Source organism: Streptomyces soli (assembly GCF_003999195.1).
GTDB classification, from domain to species: domain Bacteria; phylum Actinomycetota; class Actinomycetes; order Streptomycetales; family Streptomycetaceae; genus Actinacidiphila; species Actinacidiphila soli.
In genome coordinates this window covers 1-19,937 of sequence record NZ_RJVR01000324.1, presented here as the reverse complement: position 1 = coordinate 19,937, position 19,937 = coordinate 1, and the positions used below count along the sequence as shown (strand labels likewise).

General features: G+C 69.7%; 20 protein-coding genes, 1 tRNA gene and 1 pseudogene. 12 read left to right on the top strand and 10 right to left on the bottom strand.

Features of this window, described 5'->3' with window-relative positions:
• The first annotated feature begins 32 nt into the window (after window positions 1-32).
• The 5 genes from EFK10_RS37995 to EFK10_RS37975 all read left to right on the top strand — a co-directional run bounded on the left by EFK10_RS37995 (window position 33) and on the right by EFK10_RS37975 (window position 5,259).
• The gene (locus tag EFK10_RS37995; protein ID WP_127360214.1) at window positions 33-584 is read left to right on the top strand and encodes a DoxX family protein; all 552 of its coding nucleotides are present in this window, start codon (window positions 33-35) and stop codon (window positions 582-584) included.
• 681 nt (window positions 585-1,265) lie between these two features.
• On the top strand, window positions 1,266-2,066 hold the full coding sequence (locus tag EFK10_RS37990; protein WP_127360213.1) for an MOSC domain-containing protein: 801 nt from the start codon (window positions 1,266-1,268) through the stop codon (window positions 2,064-2,066).
• A 109-nt stretch (window positions 2,067-2,175) separates the two neighbouring features.
• Window positions 2,176-3,018: an amidohydrolase family protein gene (locus EFK10_RS37985; RefSeq protein WP_322973455.1), complete on the top strand. Its 843-nt coding sequence runs from the start codon at window positions 2,176-2,178 to the stop codon at window positions 3,016-3,018.
• A gap of 675 nt (window positions 3,019-3,693) precedes the next feature.
• Window positions 3,694-4,482 carry a bestrophin-like domain gene (locus EFK10_RS37980; RefSeq protein ID WP_206305746.1) on the top strand — a complete coding sequence of 263 codons (789 nt, stop codon included), beginning with the start codon at window positions 3,694-3,696 and terminating at the stop codon, window positions 4,480-4,482.
• 480 nt (window positions 4,483-4,962) lie between these two features.
• Window positions 4,963-5,259, top strand: a complete 297-nt coding sequence (locus tag EFK10_RS37975; RefSeq protein WP_127360212.1) for a GYD domain-containing protein — start codon at window positions 4,963-4,965, stop codon at window positions 5,257-5,259.
• On the opposite strand, the gene EFK10_RS53830 is transcribed toward EFK10_RS37975, so the two are convergent.
• The 4 genes from EFK10_RS53830 to EFK10_RS37960 form a co-directional block, all read right to left on the bottom strand.
• The gene (locus tag EFK10_RS53830; protein ID WP_456318739.1) at window positions 5,237-5,500 is read right to left on the bottom strand and encodes a DUF7660 family protein; all 264 of its coding nucleotides are present in this window, start codon (window positions 5,498-5,500) and stop codon (window positions 5,237-5,239) included. The two genes, EFK10_RS37975 and EFK10_RS53830, sit on opposite strands and share 23 nt — an antisense overlap.
• Before the next feature lie 309 nt (window positions 5,501-5,809).
• Window positions 5,810-5,884: transfer RNA gene (locus EFK10_RS37970), tRNA-Cys, on the bottom strand.
• Window positions 5,885-6,006: 122 nt separating this feature from the next.
• A complete protein-coding gene (locus EFK10_RS37965) occupies window positions 6,007-6,225 on the bottom strand; it encodes a DUF6296 family protein (protein WP_127360211.1) in 219 nt (72 codons plus the stop codon).
• A gap of 17 nt (window positions 6,226-6,242) precedes the next feature.
• Window positions 6,243-7,103, bottom strand: a complete 861-nt coding sequence (locus EFK10_RS37960; RefSeq protein ID WP_127360210.1) for an alpha/beta fold hydrolase — start codon at window positions 7,101-7,103, stop codon at window positions 6,243-6,245.
• 101 nt (window positions 7,104-7,204) lie between these two features.
• Here EFK10_RS37960 and EFK10_RS37955 point away from each other — a divergent pair, with 101 nt between their 5' ends.
• The 4 genes from EFK10_RS37955 (at window position 7,205) to EFK10_RS37940 (ending at window position 12,623) form a co-directional block, all read left to right on the top strand.
• Window positions 7,205-8,623, top strand: a complete 1,419-nt coding sequence (locus EFK10_RS37955) for an MFS transporter (protein ID WP_127360209.1) — start codon at window positions 7,205-7,207, stop codon at window positions 8,621-8,623.
• Window positions 8,624-9,087: 464 nt separating this feature from the next.
• Window positions 9,088-10,896, top strand: coding sequence for a DEAD/DEAH box helicase (locus tag EFK10_RS37950; RefSeq protein ID WP_127360208.1), 1,809 nt, complete (start codon window positions 9,088-9,090; stop codon window positions 10,894-10,896).
• 229 nt (window positions 10,897-11,125) lie between these two features.
• Window positions 11,126-11,794: an IclR family transcriptional regulator gene (locus tag EFK10_RS37945; protein WP_127360207.1), complete on the top strand. Its 669-nt coding sequence runs from the start codon at window positions 11,126-11,128 to the stop codon at window positions 11,792-11,794.
• A gap of 25 nt (window positions 11,795-11,819) precedes the next feature.
• Window positions 11,820-12,623, top strand: a complete 804-nt coding sequence (locus EFK10_RS37940; protein ID WP_127360206.1) for a S16 family serine protease — start codon at window positions 11,820-11,822, stop codon at window positions 12,621-12,623.
• Window positions 12,624-12,660: 37 nt separating this feature from the next.
• Here the strand turns inward: EFK10_RS37940 and EFK10_RS37935 are convergent, their stop codons facing one another.
• The 5 genes from EFK10_RS37935 to EFK10_RS37915 are packed head-to-tail and all read right to left on the bottom strand — an operon-like array spanning window position 12,661 to window position 16,822.
• Window positions 12,661-13,653 carry a glycine betaine ABC transporter substrate-binding protein gene (locus EFK10_RS37935; protein ID WP_127360205.1) on the bottom strand — a complete coding sequence of 331 codons (993 nt, stop codon included), beginning with the start codon at window positions 13,651-13,653 and terminating at the stop codon, window positions 12,661-12,663.
• The gene (locus tag EFK10_RS37930) at window positions 13,653-14,483 is read right to left on the bottom strand and encodes an ABC transporter permease (RefSeq protein WP_127360204.1); all 831 of its coding nucleotides are present in this window, start codon (window positions 14,481-14,483) and stop codon (window positions 13,653-13,655) included. The genes EFK10_RS37935 and EFK10_RS37930 overlap by 1 nt, the downstream gene beginning before the upstream one ends.
• A complete protein-coding gene (locus EFK10_RS37925) occupies window positions 14,480-15,712 on the bottom strand; it encodes a betaine/proline/choline family ABC transporter ATP-binding protein (protein ID WP_127360203.1) in 1,233 nt (410 codons plus the stop codon). Before EFK10_RS37925 ends, EFK10_RS37930 begins: the two co-directional genes overlap by 4 nt.
• On the bottom strand, window positions 15,705-16,352 hold the full coding sequence (locus EFK10_RS37920) for an ABC transporter permease (RefSeq protein ID WP_127360202.1): 648 nt from the start codon (window positions 16,350-16,352) through the stop codon (window positions 15,705-15,707). The genes EFK10_RS37925 and EFK10_RS37920 overlap by 8 nt, the downstream gene beginning before the upstream one ends.
• A complete protein-coding gene (locus tag EFK10_RS37915; RefSeq protein ID WP_127360201.1) occupies window positions 16,349-16,822 on the bottom strand; it encodes an Lrp/AsnC family transcriptional regulator in 474 nt (157 codons plus the stop codon). The genes EFK10_RS37920 and EFK10_RS37915 overlap by 4 nt, the downstream gene beginning before the upstream one ends.
• A 115-nt stretch (window positions 16,823-16,937) precedes the next feature.
• Between EFK10_RS37915 and EFK10_RS37910 the strand changes: the two are divergent.
• A pseudogene (locus EFK10_RS37910) lies at window positions 16,938-17,082 on the top strand (4-hydroxyphenylpyruvate dioxygenase); the annotation flags it as partial.
• A 273-nt stretch (window positions 17,083-17,355) separates the two neighbouring features.
• A complete protein-coding gene (locus EFK10_RS37905; protein ID WP_127360200.1) occupies window positions 17,356-18,723 on the top strand; it encodes an FAD-binding oxidoreductase in 1,368 nt (455 codons plus the stop codon).
• Between the two features lie 29 nt (window positions 18,724-18,752).
• Here the strand turns inward: EFK10_RS37905 and EFK10_RS37900 are convergent, their stop codons facing one another.
• Window positions 18,753-19,232 (bottom strand): SsgA family sporulation/cell division regulator, encoded by a 480-nt coding sequence (locus tag EFK10_RS37900; RefSeq protein ID WP_127360199.1) that lies wholly within the window; start codon window positions 19,230-19,232, stop codon window positions 18,753-18,755.
• Window positions 19,233-19,461: 229 nt separating this feature from the next.
• Here EFK10_RS37900 and EFK10_RS37895 point away from each other — a divergent pair.
• Window positions 19,462-19,937 (top strand): DUF2510 domain-containing protein (locus tag EFK10_RS37895; RefSeq protein WP_407647231.1); only part of this gene is annotated, 476 nt, incomplete at its 3' end.

Below are 19,937 nucleotides of genomic sequence, written 5' to 3'. Positions count from 1 at the left end.
CCCAGGGCTCTCGGTGCGGAAGAGAGGTCCCTATGAAGATCATCGCTGAACAACTGCGTGCGTCACCCGAACCCCCGGCCGACGCGCGGACACGGCCGGCGGCGTCCGCCGGCGACTGGGGTCTGCTCCTGGTCAGGCTCGTCTTCGGCCTGGTGATGGCGGGACACGGCGGGCAGATACTTTTCGGGCTGTTCGGCGCCCCCGGCCTGACCGCCACAGGCCAAGGGTTCACCGCGTTGGGATACCAGCCCGGAAAGCTGTACGCCCTCATCGCGGGCCTGTCTGAGCTCCTCGGAGGTCTCGGCCTGGCGCTGGGGCTGCTCACGCCGCTGGCGGCGGCCGCCGTGATCGGCGTGATGATCAACGCCATGGTCACGGTCCACGCGCAGCACGGGCTGTGGGCCACCCAGGGCGGCCTGGAATACCCCATGGGCATCGCGGCCGTCGCCCTGGCCATCGCCGCCCTCGGCCCTGGAAAACTCGCCCTCGACCGGCCCTTCCGCTGGGGGAAGGGCGGCTGGGCCGAAGCCGCCGTCGCACTGGGCCTCGGCGGTGTCGCTGCCGCGATCGTGCTGACCCTGTAGGCGCCCCTACGACACGAAGGCCGCGGGGCCCTTCCCGCCACGGCGGGAAGGGCCCCGCGGCCTTCGTGTCGTCAATCGTGCGGCGATCTCACCACCTGTGACTGACTCAGTGGCCGAAGAGCGACATGCCGGGTCTAGCCGGTCGCCTTGGTCTGGAAGCCCAAGGCGACCGGCCGGATGACGATGACGGTCCCGCCGGCGCGCTCGTACCGGCCAACTGAGACGGAAACTGAGGCATCTGGTGCGGGTCTCGCGCGACGGCGCCGGAAGGCGCTGGGCCCACCGGCCGTTGGTTGCCCATGAGTGACCTCGGGGGCCCAGAGACGGCCCAACATGCCCTGCGAGCGGACCGGATCTCGCTGTGGACCATCATGTCCGGCAGCTGGTCCCTGCGCTCCGATCACGACATCCCCTTGAGGTGGTCGCCCGCGACGTTGGGCGCAGCAGCACGGCAACGACCGAATCGGTCTAAGCAAGCAACTCCGGCCCGTCATCACCGAGGGCGCCGGAGCCATGAATGACATCTTTGCTGCGGATGACTGGGAGGAGGAGCCAGAGAACGCAGCTTGATCGTCCCCCCGGTGGCTCCCCATGCGGGACTGGAACCTTCGAGATATCCCGACATATGGTGAAGTAAGCGCCGGGTGGTGGCCCGGCTGGTTTGTGAACTCGGAGGTGTGGATGCGGGTCGAGACGTTGCATCGCTACCCGGTGAAGTCGATGCTCGGCGAGAGCGTGGAGAGCATGGTCGTGGATGAGCGTGGCGCCGAGGGGGACCGGTGGCTGGCGCTGGTCGACGCGGTGACTGGGAAGGTGGCCACCGCCAAGCACCCGCGGCTGTGGCGGGCGCTGCTGCGGTTCGCCGCCGGCGGGGACCCGGGGCGGGTGTGCATAGAGCTGCCTGACGGGGGCAGAGTGGCGGCCGAAGACCAGGGGGTCGACGAACTGCTCTCCGGGCTGCTGGGGCGGCCGGTCCGGCTGGTCAGTGAGCGGGCGCTGGGCGCCGAGGTGGAGCGCCCGGCGCCGGAGGATGTGCTGGACCGGGGTGTGGAGGCCGAGGTCGACTACGCCACTCTGGAAATCGGGCAGGCCACCCCGGGCAGTTCCTTTCACGACTACGGCCCGCTGCATCTGATCACCACGGCCACCCTGGAGCGGATCGGTGCGGAGGCGGTGCGCTACCGGCCGAACCTGGTGGTCCGCACGCCGCCCGGGTACCCCGCCTACGCGGAGAACGAGTGGGTGGGCACGGAGCTGATCGTGGGCGGGGCGCGGCTGCGCGGCCTGATTCCCACGCCGCGCTGCGCGGTGCCCACGCTGGAGCACGGCCCGCTGCCGCGGGCCCCACATGCGGTCCGCACCCCGATGGCGGAGAACCGGGTGGAGGCGCCCGGGTTCGGCGTGCAGCCCTGCGCCGGGCTGTACCTAGAGGTGCTGGCCGAGGGCACCATCCGCACCGGCGACCTGGTCACCCTGCAATAACCGCCGGTCCCCCTCCGGACCACGCACTCGGGTTCGCCCGTACCCCAAGCACGGGGCCGATCCCGGGTACGTCCTCCCGGACGGCATGCCGGGCTAGCCGGAGTGGGACGTGCAGAGCCATCTGCAGCTCATGGGCCAGGGAGGTATCGCCACCGCGATGCTGTCGGTGTCTTCCCCCGGTGCCCACTTCGGCGATGACCAGGCGGGACGAGCCCTGGCCCGCGAGGTCAACGAATTCGGCGCCGGCCTCAAGCGCGATCAGCCAGACCGCTTCGGGCACTTCGCCTCATTGCCACTTCCCGATGTCGAAGGCTCCCTCGCCGAACTCGCCTACGCACTCGACACCCTGGGCAGCGACGGCGTGGCCCTGGAATCCAACTGCGAGGGGCTCTACCTCGGCAACGACCGGTACGAGCCGCTGTGGGCCGCGATGAACCGACGCCGCGCCGTCGTGTTCGTGCACCCCACCTCCCCGCCCTGCTACGAAGCCGTCTCTCTGGACCGGCCGCGACCGATGCTGGAGTTCATCTTCGATTCCACTCGGACCGTCAGCGACCTGGTGTTCACCGGCGTCCTGACCCGCTGCCCCGACATCCAGTGGATCTTCACGCACGGCGGTGGGACGCTGCCGCTGCTCGCCGACCGTATGGAGCTGTTCCGCACCGTCTTCCTCGGTGGCAGCCCCGATGACCCGACCGTCCAGGAGCAAGTCCGCACCCTGTGGTTCGACATGGCTGGCTCTCCCTTCCCCAACCAGGTCCCCGCCCTGGCCAAAGCCTTCGGCAGCGAGATCGTCCTGTACGGCAGCGACTACTGCTGGACCCCCGCAGCAGGCACCGCTGCTCAGATCGCCACCGTCGACAACGCAACGCAGCCCGACGGCGATACCTGGGGGGCTCTGACCACCCGCAACGCACACCGCCTGTTCCCGCACCTGGCCGACCGCGCCTAAAGGTTCAGATCCATGTCTTATGCGGGTTCGAACTCGCGCACACGGCTCCGGAGAGCATGCTCACGACAGCGGCCATTGAGCTGCTGACCTGCGTAAACATCGATTCAAGATCGAGTAAGGGTCACACTCACTCGCCACTCACTCGCCGGGGTCCTGAACCGCGGCATGTCGGCGCCCGTGTATGCGTGATCAGGAGCCAGAAGGAAGCCGCCTGCGGCGGCTGCGACCATGGTCCGGCTACGCCGGAGATGCCCAACCCGCTCGCGGGCTAACGACGATAGGCGTCCACAGCAGACCGGATCGGCTTCGCCGATGGGCTGCAACACCCCGGGGTGTTGCAGCCCATCTGTACCGAGTCGGACAGGTGGGACAGCCCCAATTCCTGCTGTCCCACCCCTTTACGCAGGTCAGGCAGGGTGGTGGGACAGTCGGACAGGTGGGACATTCGTTGACGTGCCGGTTCAGTGACCACGAGAAGCCCGTCGGCTTCCCGACGGCTGTTTGGCCAACGAAACGAGATGCCGTGCCGGGCGTCGCGAGCGTCAAAGGTCTTCGACCTGTGATCATGGAGCGTTCATTAAAAGTGATCGACGAGGAGCTCCAGGTCGCGGGGGCCGATGTGCCGCCGCCGTGTGGCGCTCGCGGTAACGCGCTGTAGGTGATGTGGTGAACTGGTTGACCTCGCTGCCGGCGGTGGTGCTGGTTGTGGGCGGGCTCTTACTTGCCTTACTGGTCGCGGCCGTGGCGCGGGTCGGCGTCCGGGCGCTCGTACCGGGCGAGGAACGGGATCGGGTGCCACAGATCGCCACGCCCCTGATGCCGACACTCGGCGCTGCCTTCGCGATCTTTGCGGCACTCACACTGGCCAGCGAGGCCGGCTACCTGCGCGCAGCCGAGGGGTTGGTGAGCGACGAGGCGGCCGCGGCCTCCCGCCTGGCATGGGCGGCGACAAGTCCGCGAGTCCAGTCGGAGCCGATTCATGCGGCACTGCTGGACTACTTGCAGACCACGCGTGCCAGGGAGTGGGAGGCTGCAGCAGCGGCGTCCGGTGACGACCCGGCCACCGCTCGCGCGATCGCACGGCTGGAGCGGAGTGTGCGCGCCGAGGCGGCCCGGCCCGAGGTGGGAACCCCGACAGGCACGGAGCTGGTGGTTTCCATGGACGGTGTCACCAGTAGTCGTCGCGCCCGCGTTGCGGCCGCCTCGCGCGACGTTCCCGCGCTCTACGTCGTCACGCTTGTGGTCAGCGGACTGGCCTTGATCGTGAACTCCGGCGCACTGGTCTTCCGCAGCAGCCTGCGAACGTCACTGCTGATCGTAGGTGTTGCGAGTGTGGTCGGGCTGAGCCTGGCGTTGCTCTTCGCACTCAGCGCGCCCTGGAGCGGACCGTTCATCGTCAGTGGGCATCCACTCGACGCCGTCATCGGGGACCTGAAGTCCGGCTTCTTCGACGGCGGGCCGTAGGCGACGGGCGCGATCAGTACGCCGACAACTGCTCACCGGCGGCCGTGACCTGCGGCCGCCTAATCGATCAACGCCCTGACCTGCTGTCGACGTTGGTCGCCATTGAGCGCCCTTTCACGGCCCCAGAACGGCCCGGGAGGGCGCACATGCGTGAGCACCGCATTGGGAGTTCGAGCGCGGCTCTGCTCCGCCTGCCGGAGCGTGCAGTCGTAGGCGGCATCGGATCCTTCGACATCTGCCCGGATCCGCGGTCGTCTGGCAGCGTTGATGTCAGGTGGTGATGTCAGCCGCCGCGGGAGGGGTGGCTTCGCCATATGGGGCGAGTGAGATCCCGTCGCATCACAGCCCAGGGTCTATGAGTCGGCGTACTCGCCGTAGCGGATTGGCCGACCACGCCGCGTATTCTGGCGCCGAATGCGGTCTGCCATATCTGAAATTAAGCTGGGTTGGGGACGCCGCTCTTCATGGAGGTGAGAGGCCGTGCCGACCTACGTCACGCTGCTGAGCTGGACCGACCAGGGGATTCGCGCCTACAAGGACACCGCGGAGCGGGCTGACGCTCTCGCCGCAGCGCTACAGAAGCTCGGGGCGAAGCTCGTGAACATTTATTGGACTGTCGGTCCGTATGACATCGTGGGCATTGTCGAGGCGCCCGACGACGAAACCGCCGCCGCAGCGCTCCTGCAGCTCAGTGGGATGGGCAACGTCCGCACCACGACCCTGCGGGCCTTCGGTCGAGAAGAGGTTGAAGGCATCATCGCCAAGGCCACCGCATGAGGACCTGCGCGCACGTGCCACCAGAGGCGACGCCGCCCCAATCGGCAGGTTCCGGCGTAGCTCCCTTGCGAGCCTGCGGTCCGCCGTTGTGATCCTTGATGCAGGCAGCCAAGGCTCTGAGGAAGTCTTCGAGCGTACGGTTCTCCCACTTCGAACCCCGGCTGTAGAACTCACCCTGCAGCGCTCGAACATACGCAGCCAGGTCTTCCCGGCTATTCACTTGCTCACGGGGCAACGTCATGGCGTGCACCCTAATGGCTTTGGTCGTGCGGGATCAGTCGCGCGTGATCGTTGATGTCGGCTGTGGCTAGCCTGCCCAGGTACACGCGGGCGGTGTGGAGAGAGTTTGAGGTCTGGCCCTTGGGGTGAGAGACCGGGGTCCGTACGCTGGTTGCGGATCGGGCTGGCTCCTCGCCTCGACCGGCCGGACGACGGTGACGGCGCGGCCGGCGCGCTCGTACCGGACAACTGAGACGGAAACTGAGACGAACGGCAGTAGGGCGGCCTTCCTGGGGAAGACCGCCCTACTCGTATCCCCTGGTGAGGGGCATGGAGGCGGTGACCGGAATCGAACCGGCGTAACTCGCTTTGCAGGCGAGTCCCTCAACCACTCGGGCACACCGCCATGGTGACCACGTACGAAGACCATAGGCGGGGTGGCCCGGGGGCGGTCAATGACCGGGGCTGGGCTGCAACGTGAAGTTCACGAACGGCCCGGATGGTGGCCGGAAGCGCTTCGGGAGCGGCTCAGGAGCGCGCGACGGCGCGGGAGGGGAAGTCGTGGCTCTGGTGGCCGCCGCTGGCGAGCATGCGGACTTCGCCGCGGTCGCTTATTTCGGCCTGGACGATGCCGGTGTCGTCGGCGTAGACGGGGTAGCCACCGGCACCCTTGCGCTCGGTCTCGATGACGACGACCGTGTCACCCGACGCCGGGAACGTCAGTTCAAAGCTCTTCGCATGCCCCATATCAGACTTTATGCCCACTAATCGGCAGACGACTCATCCAAAAATTCCTCGGCTACCGGACGGAACAGCTCCGGCTCGTCGACCCACGGGTAGTGCCCCACCCCGTGCAGCGGCTGCCAGCGCCCGTGGGGAAAGGACTCGGCCACCACCTTTCCCGCGTGCATCCCGCTCACCGCGTCCCGGTCGCCCGTGATTACCAGCACCGGGCAGGTCACCGCCCGCAGCCGCCGCAGGAGGCCCAGTCGGGTCTGCTCATCCATCCCTTGCCAGAAGCCCGCTCGCGGCACCGGGTTCAGCTGGTCCGCCTCGGCGGCGGCGTGCGCCTGCTGGGGCTCGTCCCAGCGGCCGTACGCCATGGGCGCGATCTTCAGCAGCAGCGCCTTGACCTCGTCGAAGTCGGTGGCCTCCTCCAGGTCGTGCAGGGCCACCATCGCCTCCGGCCACCACGGCTCAGCGGCCCGCTCCTGGAAGATCTCCCGGGCGTCCTCCGGCAGTTCGCCCTGCAGCCGCGAGCCGGGCGTGACCAGGACGAGGTGGGTGAGCCGGTCGCCGTGCGCCGCCGCGTACGCCTGGGCGGTCGCGGCCGCCGCGTCGTGCGCCAGCAGGGCGATGCGTTCCCGGCCGAGGTGCTGGCGCAGGGCCTCCACGTCCTCCGCGAGCCGCGTGAAGGCGTACGACCCGGGGTCCTCCGCCGGGGGCGTGTCGCCGGTGCCCCTGCTGTCGGGGATCACCAGGGTGCGGGTCGCGTCCAGGCTGCCCAGGTTCCCCAGGTAGGCGGCGTCCCTGGCCGGGCCTCCGGCCAGGCAGACGAGGGCGGGGCCCTCGCCGGTGGTGCGGTACGCGATCTCGGCTCCGTCGTACGAGGTGAAGGTCGGCATGCGGTAGGTCTTCCCTGCCGGGCGACCCTAAGTCCAAGGACCGACAGGGCATCAGCCGAACGGCAGGGGTGAAACGGGGATACGCCCCTTACTCTGTCGGGGTGACAACCGCAGAGCCGCAGTCGAACACCGAGCAGACCCGCACGCCCATACCTGCGCCGGACGACGCGACCGTGTGGGGGCGCCCCTATCGGGCCCTCACCCTCGGCATCGTGACCGTCGTCCTGCTGATCGCCTTCGAGGCGACCGCGATCGGGACGGCCATGCCGATCGCGGCCCGGGAGCTGGACGGGCTGGCGCTGTACGCCTTCGCGTTCTCGGCGTTCTTCACGACCTCGCTGTTCGCCATGGTCGTCAGCGGCCAGTGGTGCGACCGCAACGGCCCGCTGCCCCCGCTGGCGGCCGGCATCGGCGGCTTCGCGGCGGGCCTGGTCATCTCCGGCACCGCGCAGTCCATGTGGCCCTTCGTGCTGGGCCGGGCCGTGCAAGGGATCGGCGGCGGCCTCCTCATCGTCGCCCTGTACGTGGTCGTGGGCCGCGCCTACCCCGAGCGGCTGCGGCCGACGATCATGGCGGCCTTCTCCGGGGCGTGGGTCGTCCCGTCGATCGTGGGCCCGCTGGTGTCGGGGACGGTCACCGAACAGCTCGGCTGGCGCTGGGTGTTCCTGGCGATCCCGGCGCTCGTCGTCGTACCGCTGCTCACCGCGCTGCCGGCGCTGCGGCGCCTTGACGCGGCGGGCACGGACGGGGGCGTGGCGGGGGCCGGGGCTCCGATGGACCGGCGCCGGTTGCGGCTGGCGGGCGGCATCGCGCTGGGCGCGGCGCTGCTTCAGTACGCGGGCCAGGATCTGCGCTGGGTGTCGCTGGTCCCGGCCGCCGCCGGGGCCGCGCTGCTTGTGCCGTCGGCCTTGCGGCTGCTGCCGCGCGGTACGTTCCGGGCGGGGCGGGGGCTGCCGGCGGTGGTGCTGCTGCGCGGGGTCGCGGCCGGTACGTTCATCGGGGCCGAGAGTTTCATCCCGCTGATGCTGGTCACCCAGCGCGGCCTCTCCCCGACCCTCGCCGGGCTTTCGCTGGCCGGGGGCGGCGTCACGTGGGGCCTCGGCTCGTATCTGCAGAGCCGCCCCCGTCTTGAGCCGCACCGCGACCGCCTCGTCCGGGCCGGCATGATCCTCTCCGCCCTCGCCATCGCCGGCGCCGGGCTCACCCTCCTCCCCGGCGCCCCCGTCTGGACCGCCGCCCTCGCCTGGGTCGTCGGCGGCCTCGGCCTCGGCCTCGTCATCGCCTCCCTCAGCGTCCTCCTCCTCCGTCTGTCGCCCCCCGCCGAGGCCGGTGCCAACTCCGCCGCGCTCCAAGTCAGCGACGCCCTCTCCAACGTCATCCTCGTCAGCGCCACGGGCACGGCCTTCGCCGCGCTCGGCGGCGCCGCGCACGCTGCGGCGTTCGCCGCGGTCTTCCTCCCCCTCGCCACGATCGCTCTCACGGGCACCTGGGTCGCTGCCCGCCTCCGCCCCGCGGCCTGACGCTGCGGCGCCGTTGCGCCTGCGGCAGGCCCTTCCCACCCGACCACCCGTGCGGCTGAGTGGGCAGATGCGGGTCCACCTGTGGGTGGTTGCCCGCCGTCGGCGTCTACCTGGTTGTGGCCACCCGTTCCGCAGTGGCGAGCGAAGCGAGATGGGGGCACCTCCCAGACGGAGTCTGGGGGGAGGGTGGGCACAACCGACCACGGACCTGCAGCCGAACACTCCACCCGGGGGTCCAGGGGGCTTGCCCCCGGTTTCGGGACGGGGCGGGGTGGGGGAGAGCAACCGTGCCGGGCACCGCCCGGCGATTGTGACCCGTGTCGCACATGCGACGGACGCGGCGGCGTTCTGCCGGAGTGGCGGCCGGGGCGCCGGTAGGCTGGCCGGGTTTTCGTACGTAAGCCCCGAACGTAAGCCCCGCGCGGAAGCCCTGAACGCGGGCCCCGACCGACATACCGGAGACCGTGACTACCACCGCAGCCACATCCAGCGGCGCCCATTCGCACAGCTTGTCCCCGGCCTTTCCTGGCCGTGCCCCGTGGGGTACGGCGGGGAAGCTGAGAGCGTGGCAGCAGGGCGCGATCGACCGCTATGTCGCGACGCAGCCGCGCGACTTCCTGGCCGTGGCGACGCCGGGGGCCGGGAAGACGACGTTCGCGCTGACGTTGGCGTCGTATCTGCTGCACAACCACCTCGTGCAGCAGATCACGGTGGTCGCGCCGACCGAACACCTGAAGAAGCAGTGGGCGGAGGCGGCGGCGCGGATAGGGATCAAGCTGGATCCGGAGTACAGCGCGGGGCCGGTGAGCCGGGAGTACCACGGGGTGGCGGTGACGTACGCGGGTGTGGGCGTTCGGCCGATGCTGCACCGGAACCGGTGTGAGAGCCGGAAGACGCTCGTGATTCTGGACGAGATCCATCACGCGGGCGACAGCAAGTCGTGGGGCGAGGCGTGCCTGGAGGCGTTCGAGCCGGCGACCCGCCGACTGGCCCTCACGGGTACGCCGTTCCGGTCGGACACGAACCCGATCCCCTTCGTGACGTACGAAGAGGGGAACGACGGCATCCGCCGGTCCTCCGCCGACTACACGTACGGCTACGGCAACGCGCTCGCGGACGGCGTCGTGCGCCCGGTCATCTTCCTCTCCTACAGCGGCAACATGCGCTGGCGCACCAAGGCGGGCGACGAGATCGCCGCCCGCCTCGGCGAGCCGATGACGAAGGACGCGATCGGCCAGGCCTGGCGCACCGCGCTCGCGCCCACCGGCGACTGGATCCCGAACGTGCTGCGGGCCGCCGACCAGCGGCTGACGGAGGTCAGGAAGGGGATCCCGGACGCGGGGGCGCTGGTGATCGCGACGGACCAGGACTCGGCGCGGGCGTACGCGAAGCTGATCAAGGAGATCACCGGGCACAAGGCGACCGTGGTGCTGTCGGACGACCCGGGTTCGTCGAAGCGGATCGAGGACTTCGGGGCGAGCGACGACCGGTGGATGGTCGCGGTCCGGATGGTGTCGGAGGGCGTCGACGTCCCCCGCCTCGCGGTCGGGGTGTACGCGACGACCATCTCCACCCCCCTGTTCTTCGCACAGGCCGTGGGCCGTTTCGTACGGTCGCGTCGCCGGGGCGAGACGGCGTCGGTGTTCGTGCCGACGATCCCGATGCTGCTGGAATTCGCCAACGAGATGGAGGTCGAGCGTGACCACGTGCTCGACAAGCCGAAGAAGGACGGCGGCGACGAGGACATCTACGCCGAGGAGGACAAGCTCCTCGCGGAGGCGGAGCGCGAGCAGGACGAGGACACCGGCGACCAGGAGCAGTTGCCCTTCGAGGCGCTCGAGTCCGACGCGGTTTTCGACCGGGTGCTGTACGACGGCGCCGAGTTCGGCATGCAGGCGCACCCGGGCAGCGAGGAGGAGCAGGACTACCTCGGCATCCCCGGGCTGTTGGAGCCGGACCAGGTGCAGATGCTGCTGCAGAAGCGGCAGGCCCGGCAGATCGCACACAGCCGCAAGAAGCCGGACGCGGAGGCCGACCTGATCGAACTCCCCGCCGAGCGGCGCCCGATCGTCACCCACAAGCAGCTCCTCGAACTGCGCAAGCAGCTCAACACCCTGGTCGCCGCCTACAACCACCAGAGCGGCAAGCCGCACGGTGTGATCCACAACGAGCTACGCCGGGTGTGCGGCGGCCCGCCGAGCGCGGAGGCCACGGCGGGGCAGCTGGGCGAGCGCATCAAAAAGGTCCAGGAGTGGGCGACGAGGATGCGGTGACCGGCGTCACATGCCGGAAGTATGCGTTCATTCGTATAAAACCTGACCGGATTGTGGACGGTGTCTTCCGCTGAGCGGTACCGAGTGGATAGCGTGCCGCTCACGCAACGCGCTCCGTGTCATCGCAGTCTCGGAGCGCAGCCGGTACCCACCGCCAAACCGGCGGCATCTCCGCGCTCTGCCGCGGGACCGGCGGAGGAGACGCCGCCACTCACGAGAAGGGGGCGTCGTGACCGCGGAGACCTCTCAGACGCTCGACCGGGGCCTCAGAGTCCTCAAGCTGCTCGCCGACACCGACCACGGGCTCACCGTCACCGAACTGGCGGCCAAGCTCGGGGTCAACCGGACGGTCGTCTACCGGCTGCTCGCCACGCTGGAGCAGCACGCCCTCGTACGACGTGATCTCGGCGGCCGCGCCCGCGTGGGCCTCGGCGTGCTCCGGCTCGCCCACCAGGTGCACCCGCTGCTGCGCGAGGCGGCCCTCCCGGCGCTGCGCTCGCTCGCCGAGGACATCGGCGCCACTGCCCACCTCACCCTTGTCGACGGCACCGAAGCGCTCGCCGTCGCCGTCGTCGAGCCCAGCTGGACCGATTACCACGTGGCCTACCGCACCGGCTTCCGCCACACCCTGGAGCGCGGCGCCGCGGGCCGAGCGATCCTGGCGGGGCGGGGTGTCCACCCGTACGTACCGGAGCAGCGGTGTGTCGAAGGGCAGCCCGGCTTCGTGCTGAGTCAGGGCGACCTGGAGGCGGGGGCGAGCAGTGCGGCCGCGCCGCTGCTCGGGGTGACCGGTATCGAGGGCAGCGTGGGCGTCGTCATGCTCGCGGACGCGATACCCGAGCGGGTCGGGCCGCGTGTGGTCGAGGCGGCCCTTGAGGTGGCCGATGCACTGCGCTAGTGGCCGCGTGAACTAGATTCTCCCCATGTCTTTCGCCGCCGCCGCTGCCTCACCCCGGAACCGGGTCCTCGCCGTCTGCGCCGCCCTGGTGATCGCCCTGCTCGCGGTGGCGGCCCTGGCGCCGCTGCCGGTGTCGATCGTCGTGCCCGGGCTGACGGCGGACGTCCTGGGCACGAACAAGGGCCAGCAGGTGATCACCATCACCGGCACCACGACCCGTAGGACCACCGGACAGCTGCGGATGACGACGATCGCGGCGACCCAGCCGGACGCGAGCGTGCACTTCAGCGACATCGTCAAGGCGTGGTTCGCCAAGGACGAGGCGGCGATGCCGCGCGACGCCGTCTATCCGACCGGCGGGACCGTCCAGGAGATCGAGAAGCACAACCAGGCCGAGATGACCCAGTCCCAGGACGCCGCGACCGCCGCCGCCCTCGGCCACCTCGGCCTGTCCCCCTCCAAGGTCAAGGTCAGCCTGCACCTCGCCGACGTCGGCGGACCCAGCGCCGGGCTCATGTTCACGCTCGGCATCATCGACAAGATCAACGGAAACGGCTCCGGCGGCGACCTCACCGGCGGCAAGAAGATCGCCGGCACCGGCACCATCACCACGAGCGGCACGGTCGGCGCCGTCGGCGGCGTCCCCCTCAAGACCCAGGCCGCGCGGCGGGACGGCGCCACCGTCTTCATCGTGCCCCAGGGCGAGTGCTCGGACGCCCAGGCCGAACTGCCCTCCGGGCTCCGCCTGGTCCCCGTCACCACCCTGGACAGCGCGATCAGCGCCCTCAAGGCCCTCAACGGCGGCGGGGGCAAGGTCCCCAGCTGCTGAGGAGCCCCGGCCGGGCGCGCGGAGGTCCGCGCGGCAGTCAGCCGCCCTCCTTGATGAAGCCCTCCTTGACCAGCCAGCGCTTGGCGACCTGGTGCGGGTCGTCGCCGTCCACATCCACCTGGCCGTTGAGCTCCTGGGCGACCGAGGTCGTGAGCTTCTTCGTGATCGGGTCCAGCAGCCCCCGGATCGCGGGCCACTTGTTCAGGGCCTTCGTGTTGACCACCGGGGCCGCGTTGTAGTTCGGGAAGAACCTCTTGTCGTCCTCCAGGACGTCCAGGTTCAGTGACTTGATCCGGCCGTCGGTGGTGAAGACCTCACCCAGCAGGCACGAATTGCTCTTGGCGACTTGCGTGTAGATGATCCCGGTGTCCATCTTCTGCGTCTGGGAGGCCGGGATGCTCATGCCGTACGCCTTCTCCATGCCCGGCAGGCCGTCCTCGCGGGCGGCGAACTCGTTCTCGACGCAGAGAGTCACCGCCTTGGGGCCCTTCTTCGCCAGGGCGGCGACATCGGACAGCGTCTTCAGCTTGTACTTCTTGTTGTTGGCCTTGCTGATCGCCAGCGCGTAGGTGTTGTTGAGCGAGGACTGCGGCAGCCAGGTCAGGCCGTTCTTGAGGTCCTCGTCGTGGACGGCCTGCCACTGCTTCTGCGGGTCGGCGATGGGCTTGGTGTGGCCGAGATACGTGATCCAGGCGGTGCCGGTGTACTCGTACATGGCGTCGGCCTGGCCCTTACGGACCGCCTCCCGGGCGCCGATGGAGCCCTGGATGCTGGTGCGGTCCAGGACCTCGGCGCCGGCGGCCTTGAAGGCGAGGCCGATCATCTGGCCTAGGATGATGTTCTCGCTGAAGCTCTTCGAGGTGACGGTGAGGGAGGCGCCCTTGAGGGGCAGGCCCGTGCTGATGGAGCCGGGGGTGACGTTGTCCGTCATGGGGCTGCCGCTCTTGAGGCCGCAGGCGGCCAGGGCGGTGGCCAGCGTCAGGGCGCACGCCGCATACCGTACGGCCGCAGACCGCCCTACGCGGCGCATCAGCCCAACTCCAGGCCGCGCGGGCGCATGACGGCCTCCACGAGGGAGGCGAGCCAGTCCACGAACAGGGCCAGCACCACGGTGAGTACGGAGCCGAGGATGAGCACCGGCATGCGCTGGGTGACGATGCCCGAGGTGATGATGTCGCCGAGGCCTCCGCCGCCGCCGAAGGTGGCGAGCGTGGCGGTGCCGACGTTGAGGACCAGCGCCGTCCGAACGCCCGCGAGGATCAGCGGTACGGCCAGGGGGAGTTCGACCCGTGTCAGGGTCCCCAGCGCCGACATGCCGATGCCGCGAGAGGCGTCCACCAGGGTGGGGTCGATGGCCTTGAGCCCGGCGACGGTGTTGGACAGCACGGGCAGGACCGCGTAGATGACCATGCCGATGATGGCCGTACGGGCGCCGATGCCGAGCCAGATGACCAGGAGCGCCAGCAGGCCGATGGCCGGGGTGGCCTGGCCGATGTTGGCAAGGGCGGTGACGCCGGGGGCGGCGCGGCGCAGGCGTCGCCGGGTGAGGCCGATGCCGAGCGGGATGGCGATGACGAGCACCCAGAAGGTGGAGATGGCGGTGAGCTTGATGTGCTGCCACACCCGCAGCCGGACGGTGTCGCCGACAACGGAGTTCTCGGCGATCGCGTCCAGAGGGATGTTGGTGAACCACAGATATGTCGCCAGCAGTGCCAGCGCCAGCACCACCGGCGTGATCACGGCCTTCCGCCAGGTCAGCCGGCGTGGCGGGCGCTCGGCCACGAAGCCGCGCTCCGCCTCGAGCCCCGGCTCGGGCTCCTCCTGGGTCTTCCGGGGCTGCGGGGTGCCGGGTGAGCTCACGCCCGCTCCCCGGGTTCGCCGCCGGCGTCCTCCTGCTCGGACCTGGTCTGCGGGGCCCGGGTCTCCTCCAGGTCGTGGTGGTGCTCGATCGCGTTGAGGCGGTCGGCCTCCAGCATCTCGTGCACGGAGTTCATCAGTGTCTCCATGTCCACGACGCCGATGAAGTCCCCGCGCCGCCCGGTCACCGCGACCCGCCCGCTGCTGTCGAGGAGCACCGCCTCCAGGGCGTCGCGCAGCGTCGCGTCCATGGTCACCGTGTCCTGCACCATCGTGCCGGCCCGCGCCAGCGAGCCCTTGGCCCGCATCAGGTCGCCGCGCCGCAGCCATTTGTAGGGCCGCCCCCGCCGGTCGAGCAGCAGCAGCTCGTTGGTGTTCGTCCCCCGCAGCCGGTCGAAGACGGACTGCAGCGTGTCGTCCACGCTCGCGGTCGGGAAGTCGGCGATGCCCACGTCCCGCACCCGGGTGAGATTGAGTCGCTTGAGCGCGGCACCCGCCCCCACGAAGCCCGAGACGAAGTCGTCGACCGGGTTGGTGAGGATCGCCTCCGGGGTGTCGAACTGCGCGATGTGCGAACGCTCCCGCAGCACCGCGATCCGGTCGCCGAGCTTGATGGCCTCGTCGAAGTCGTGCGTCACGAAGACGATGGTCTTGTGCAGCTCGTGCTGCAGCCGGATCAGCTCGTCCTGCAGATGATCGCGTGTGATGGGGTCCACCGCGCCGAACGGCTCGTCCATCAGCAGCACCGGCGGGTCCGCCGCGAGCGCCCGCGCCACGCCCACCCGCTGCTGCTGACCACCCGACAGCTGCCGCGGATACCGCCCGTGGAACTCCCTCGGGTCCAGCCCCACCAGGTCCAGCATCTCCTCGACCCGGTCCTTCACCCGCGCCTTCGACCACCCGACCATCTTCGGTACGAGGGCGATGTTCTCGGCCACCGTCATGTGCGGGAACAGCCCCGAGGACTGGATCGCGTAACCGATCTTCCGGCGCAGCTTCACCGGGTCGATGTCGGTGACGTCCTCGTCGTTGATCCGGATCCGCCCGGAGGTCGGCTCGATCAGCCGGTTGATCATCTTCAGGGTGGTGGACTTCCCGCAGCCCGACGGCCCGACGAGGATCACCGTCTCGCCCGCCTTGATCTCCATGCTGACGCTGTCCACCGCCGACTCCGGGTGGCCCGGATAGCGTTTGGTCAGGTTCTCCAGCACGATGGCGGCGCCCTCAGGCACGGATACCCCCGGGGATGGTCAGGCGGCCGACCAGTACGTACGCGGCGTCGAAGAGCAGCGCGAGGATGACGATGCCGAGTGTCCCGGCGAGCACCTGGTTGAGCGCGTTCGCGCTGCCCAGCGAGGCGATCCCCCGGAAGATCTCATTGCCGAGCCCGGGCCCGGAGGCGTACGCCGCGATGGCCGCGATGCCCATCAGCATCTGTGTCGACACCCTGATCCCGGTCAGGATCGGCGGCCACGCCAGCGGCAGCTCCACCCGCAGCAGCCGCGCGAGCCGCGACATGCCGATGCCCCTCGCCGCGTCCACCAGGGTCGGGTCGACCCCGCGCAGCCCCACGATGGCGTTACGGACGATCGGCAGCAGCCCGTACAGCACCAGTGCCGTCACGGTCGGCGGCACGCCCAGCCCCAGCGGCGGTACCAGCAGACCGATCAGGGCGAGGGAGGGGATGGTCAGGATGGTCGCGGTCGAGGTGATGGCCATGTTCCCGGCCCAGTCGCTGCGGTAGGTGAGGACGCCGAGGACCACGCCGACGACGGTGGCGATCACCATGCACTGGAAGACGGCACTGGCATGCTGATACGCATCGATCAGCAACTGCTGATGCCGGTTGCCGAGGTACTCCCAGAAATTCACGTCTCCTCCGCCGCTGCCTGCTCCACCAGCGGGATGATCCGCAACGGAACCGGATTTTCCATAACAATCGCCGTGGACGCCCGTACAATGCCATCAAAGCCCACAACCCGGTCGATCACGCGTTGAAGATCCGCGTTCGACCGCGCCACCAGCCGGCACAGCATGTCCCCGTGCCCGGTCGTCGTGTGCAGCTCCAGCACCTCCGGTACGCCCACCAAATACGCCCGTACGTCCGTGCCTTGCCCCTGCTTGATCTCCAGCGTCGCGAACGCCGTCACCGGATACCCCAGCGCCGCCGGATCCACCTGCGGCCCGAACCCCCGGATCACCCCATTGGCCCGCAGCCGGTCCAGCCGCGCCTGCACTGTCCCGCGCGCGACGCCGAGCCGCCGCGACGCCTCCAGCACGCCGATCCGCGGCTCGTCGGCGAGAAGCTTGATGATCCGGCCGTCCAGCTCATCGATCCCCATGTACATGACTCCGTTGCTCATGTGCCCGGTTGATTTCATATTTCGCTGTACATAGTGTCCAGCGATTGGGTGAACCATTGCGCACCATGAACTTCGTGGCCATGCCCGGCAACCGGAGATCTTCACCAAGCCTGTTCAGGATCGCCCGGAGGTCTTCTTCGAAATGATCCAGCGACACGGTTCGATGGTCGTTGGCAAGGGCTTACCTGACGGCCCTCTTCGAGGTGATCAACGATCGCCTCAACCGCCGCAAAAGCGCCGGGTCGTGCCTCCACGGGGGAGGGGCATGGTCCGGCGCTCTGCGTGTGCGCAGTAGGCGTGCCCGAACCGCAGCCGCCGGTCGGCGACAGCGGCGGTGAGGTAGCGGTCGACCTCGGGGAGCGTGCAGCAGGGGTCAAGTTTGACGTGGTCGTCTGACCTTGCCGGGTGAACAGCCTGACCGCTTCGTCCCCTGCGCCGCCGTGGCGCGTGTGCGGCACGCCTTACCCGTCGAGGATCTTCCGCGCGCAGCACGCGGGTGCGAGGCTGGACGTATGGGCGACCTTATTGATCAGCTGCGCGCGGGACTGCCGGACGACGCGATCCTCACCGACCCCGACGTCACGACGTCGTACGCCAACGACATGGCGAGCTTCTGCCCTTCGGGCGCTCCGGCGGTCGTGGTGCTGCCACGGACCACCGAGCAGGTGCAGCACGTGATGCGTACCGCCACCGTTCTGCGGGTCCCGGTGGTGCCGCAGGGGGCGCGGACGGGGCTGTCCGGGGCGGCGAACGCGTCGGAGGGGTGCATCGTGCTGTCGCTCACCAAGATGGACCGAATCCTGGAGATCAATCCGGTCGACCGGGTGGCGGTCGTGGAGCCCGGGGTGGTCAATGCCGTGCTGTCCCGGGCGGTGGCGGAACAGGGGCTGTACTACCCGCCGGACCCGTCGAGCTGGGAGCAGTGCACGATCGGCGGGAACATCGGCACGGGCTCGGGGGGCCTGTGCTGCGTGAAGTACGGGGTGACCGCCGAATACGTACTGGGCCTGGAGGTGGTCCTGGCCGACGGCCGGCTGCTGAAGACGGGCCGCCGGACGGCGAAGGGGGTCGCCGGGTACGACATGACGCGGCTCTTCGTGGGGTCGGAGGGCAGCCTGGGAATCGTGGTCGAGGCGACCCTCGCCCTGAAGCCCGTGCCACCGTTGCAGCTGGCGCTCGCCGCCGAGTTCCCGTCCGTGGCGGCGGCCTGTGATGCGGTGTGCGCGATCATGGCCGGAGGCCACGTACCGTCGCTGCTGGAGCTGATGGACTCCACGACGATCAGGGCCGTGAACGACCTGGCCAACATGGGGCTGCCGGATAGCACCGAGGCACTGCTGCTCGCCGCTTTCGACACGCATGACCCGGGAGCGGATCTGGCGGCGCTGGGGGAGCTGTGCACAGCAGCCGGAGCGACCCAGGTGGTCCCGGCTGAGGACGCGGCGGAGTCGGAAATGCTGCTCCAGGCGCGCCGGATGTCGTTTCCGGCGCTGGAGCGGATCTCGTCGGCGACGATGATCGACGATGTCTGCGTTCCGCGCAGCGCGCTGGGCGCGATGCTCGACGGGGTGGCCGGGATCGCGGAGAAGTTCGGCCTGACCATCGGGGTGTGCGCGCACGCCGGGGACGGCAACACGCACCCCGTGGTCTGTTTCGACGCCGCCGACCCCGATGAGTCCCGGCGGGCGCGGGAGTCGTTCGACGAGATCATGGCGCTCGGCCTGGAGCTGGGCGGCACGATCACCGGCGAGCATGGCGTCGGCGTACTGAAGAAGGAGTGGCTGGCCCGCGAACTGGGCCCGGTGGGGGTGGAGATGCAGCGCGGGATCAAGGAGGTCTTCGACCCGCTCGGCATTCTCAACCCGGGCAAGCTCTTCTGACGCGCGGTCGGCTGTCACCACGCCGGCTGTCACGCCTCCGGCGTCGTTTCGTCCTCCCTGCGCCAGGGATCGCGCAGCCACAGCTCGTCGCGCGGGGTCGTGGGCATCAGCAGCTCGCTCAGCCAGTCGTCCAGGGCGATCTGGTCCTGCTCCGTGCCCGGCGGAACGAGACGCAGCGTGCGCTCCAGCCAGGCCGCGACGGGCGACGAGGACGCCTCCAGCAGGGCGTTGCCGTCCGGGGAGCTGAGCGCCACGCAGATGACGCTGCGGCCGTCGGCCTTTGTGGGCCAGACGCGTACGTCGCCGTGGCCGCAGGGCCGGAAGACGCCCTCGACCAGCAACTCGCGGGCAAAGGTCCAGTTGACGTGGGAGTCGGAGCCGACGTGGAAGGTGATGTGCACGGCGAAGGGATCGTCCGAGCGGTAGGCCAGCTTGGCCGGTACGGGGATGCTGCGCTCGGGCGACAGCACCAGATGCATTTCGAGTTCGCGTTCCACCACGGTGTGCATGAAGCGTCGTCCTTTCCTCGGCGCGGCGGCCCTTTGCGGTCTTGCCGCGCAGCGGGTGCTGCCATGGGGCCCGCACCGGGAGAGAGCGCATACAGCTCTCACCATTACGCGGCTTCGCGGGATCGGGAGGATTTTTCTTGAAGGAGGCGCGGCGGCGGTATCCATGGGGTAAGCACGTGGGGGTGGTTCCGGCGAAGGGCGGGGCCCGGACGGCCCCCGTGTCTGATAAATGTGGACCTCGCACCCCTCACCCACCCCCACGCCCACCAATACGGCCGAGCAGATACGGGACGTACGGACGATGACCTCCCCCACTCCGGGCTACTATCCGGACCCGTCCATTCCTGGCTACATCCGGTACTGGAACGGCTCTTCCTGGGTTCCCGGTACGAGCCGGCCGGCGCCGCAGCCCGGGGAGGACGTGGTGCCGCCGCGCTCCGCGCGTACGCCCGCCATGGAGGAGTCGGGGCCGATGTTCCTCGACGAGGATCCGGAGGCGCCGGCCGCCGAATTCCCGGCCGCCGGGAGTCCTGCCGCCGAGGCCCCCGCCGCCGAGGCCGGGCCGTCCACCGCATGGCCCGAGGCAGGCGCGCCCGCTTCCGCCCCCGCACGGACCCCGGAATCCTCCCCCGCACGGTCACCCGCTCCGGCCCCGGCCCCAGCCCCCGCCCCGGCCGCCGTGGCGCCCCGCCCCGCCGTGCCGGC

Excerpts from the sequence above, each read along its gene's own strand:
- EFK10_RS37995 (WP_127360214.1), top strand. The coding sequence starts at position 33 with ATGAAGATCATCGCTGAACAACTGCGTGCGTCACCCGAACCCCCGGCC.
- EFK10_RS37990 (WP_127360213.1), top strand. The coding sequence starts at position 1,266 with ATGCGGGTCGAGACGTTGCATCGCTACCCGGTGAAGTCGATGCTCGGC.
- EFK10_RS53830 (WP_456318739.1), bottom strand. The coding sequence starts at position 5,500 with ATGACGTTGCCCCGTGAGCAAGTGAATAGCCGGGAAGACCTGGCTGCG.
- EFK10_RS37965 (WP_127360211.1), bottom strand. The coding sequence starts at position 6,225 with ATGGGGCATGCGAAGAGCTTTGAACTGACGTTCCCGGCGTCGGGTGAC.
- EFK10_RS37960 (WP_127360210.1), bottom strand. The coding sequence starts at position 7,103 with ATGCCGACCTTCACCTCGTACGACGGAGCCGAGATCGCGTACCGCACC.
- EFK10_RS37940 (WP_127360206.1), top strand. The coding sequence starts at position 11,820 with ATGTCTTTCGCCGCCGCCGCTGCCTCACCCCGGAACCGGGTCCTCGCC.
- EFK10_RS37935 (WP_127360205.1), bottom strand. The coding sequence starts at position 13,653 with ATGCGCCGCGTAGGGCGGTCTGCGGCCGTACGGTATGCGGCGTGCGCC.
- EFK10_RS37915 (WP_127360201.1), bottom strand. The coding sequence starts at position 16,822 with ATGGGGATCGATGAGCTGGACGGCCGGATCATCAAGCTTCTCGCCGAC.
- EFK10_RS37905 (WP_127360200.1), top strand. The coding sequence starts at position 17,356 with ATGGGCGACCTTATTGATCAGCTGCGCGCGGGACTGCCGGACGACGCG.
- EFK10_RS37900 (WP_127360199.1), bottom strand. The coding sequence starts at position 19,232 with ATGCACACCGTGGTGGAACGCGAACTCGAAATGCATCTGGTGCTGTCG.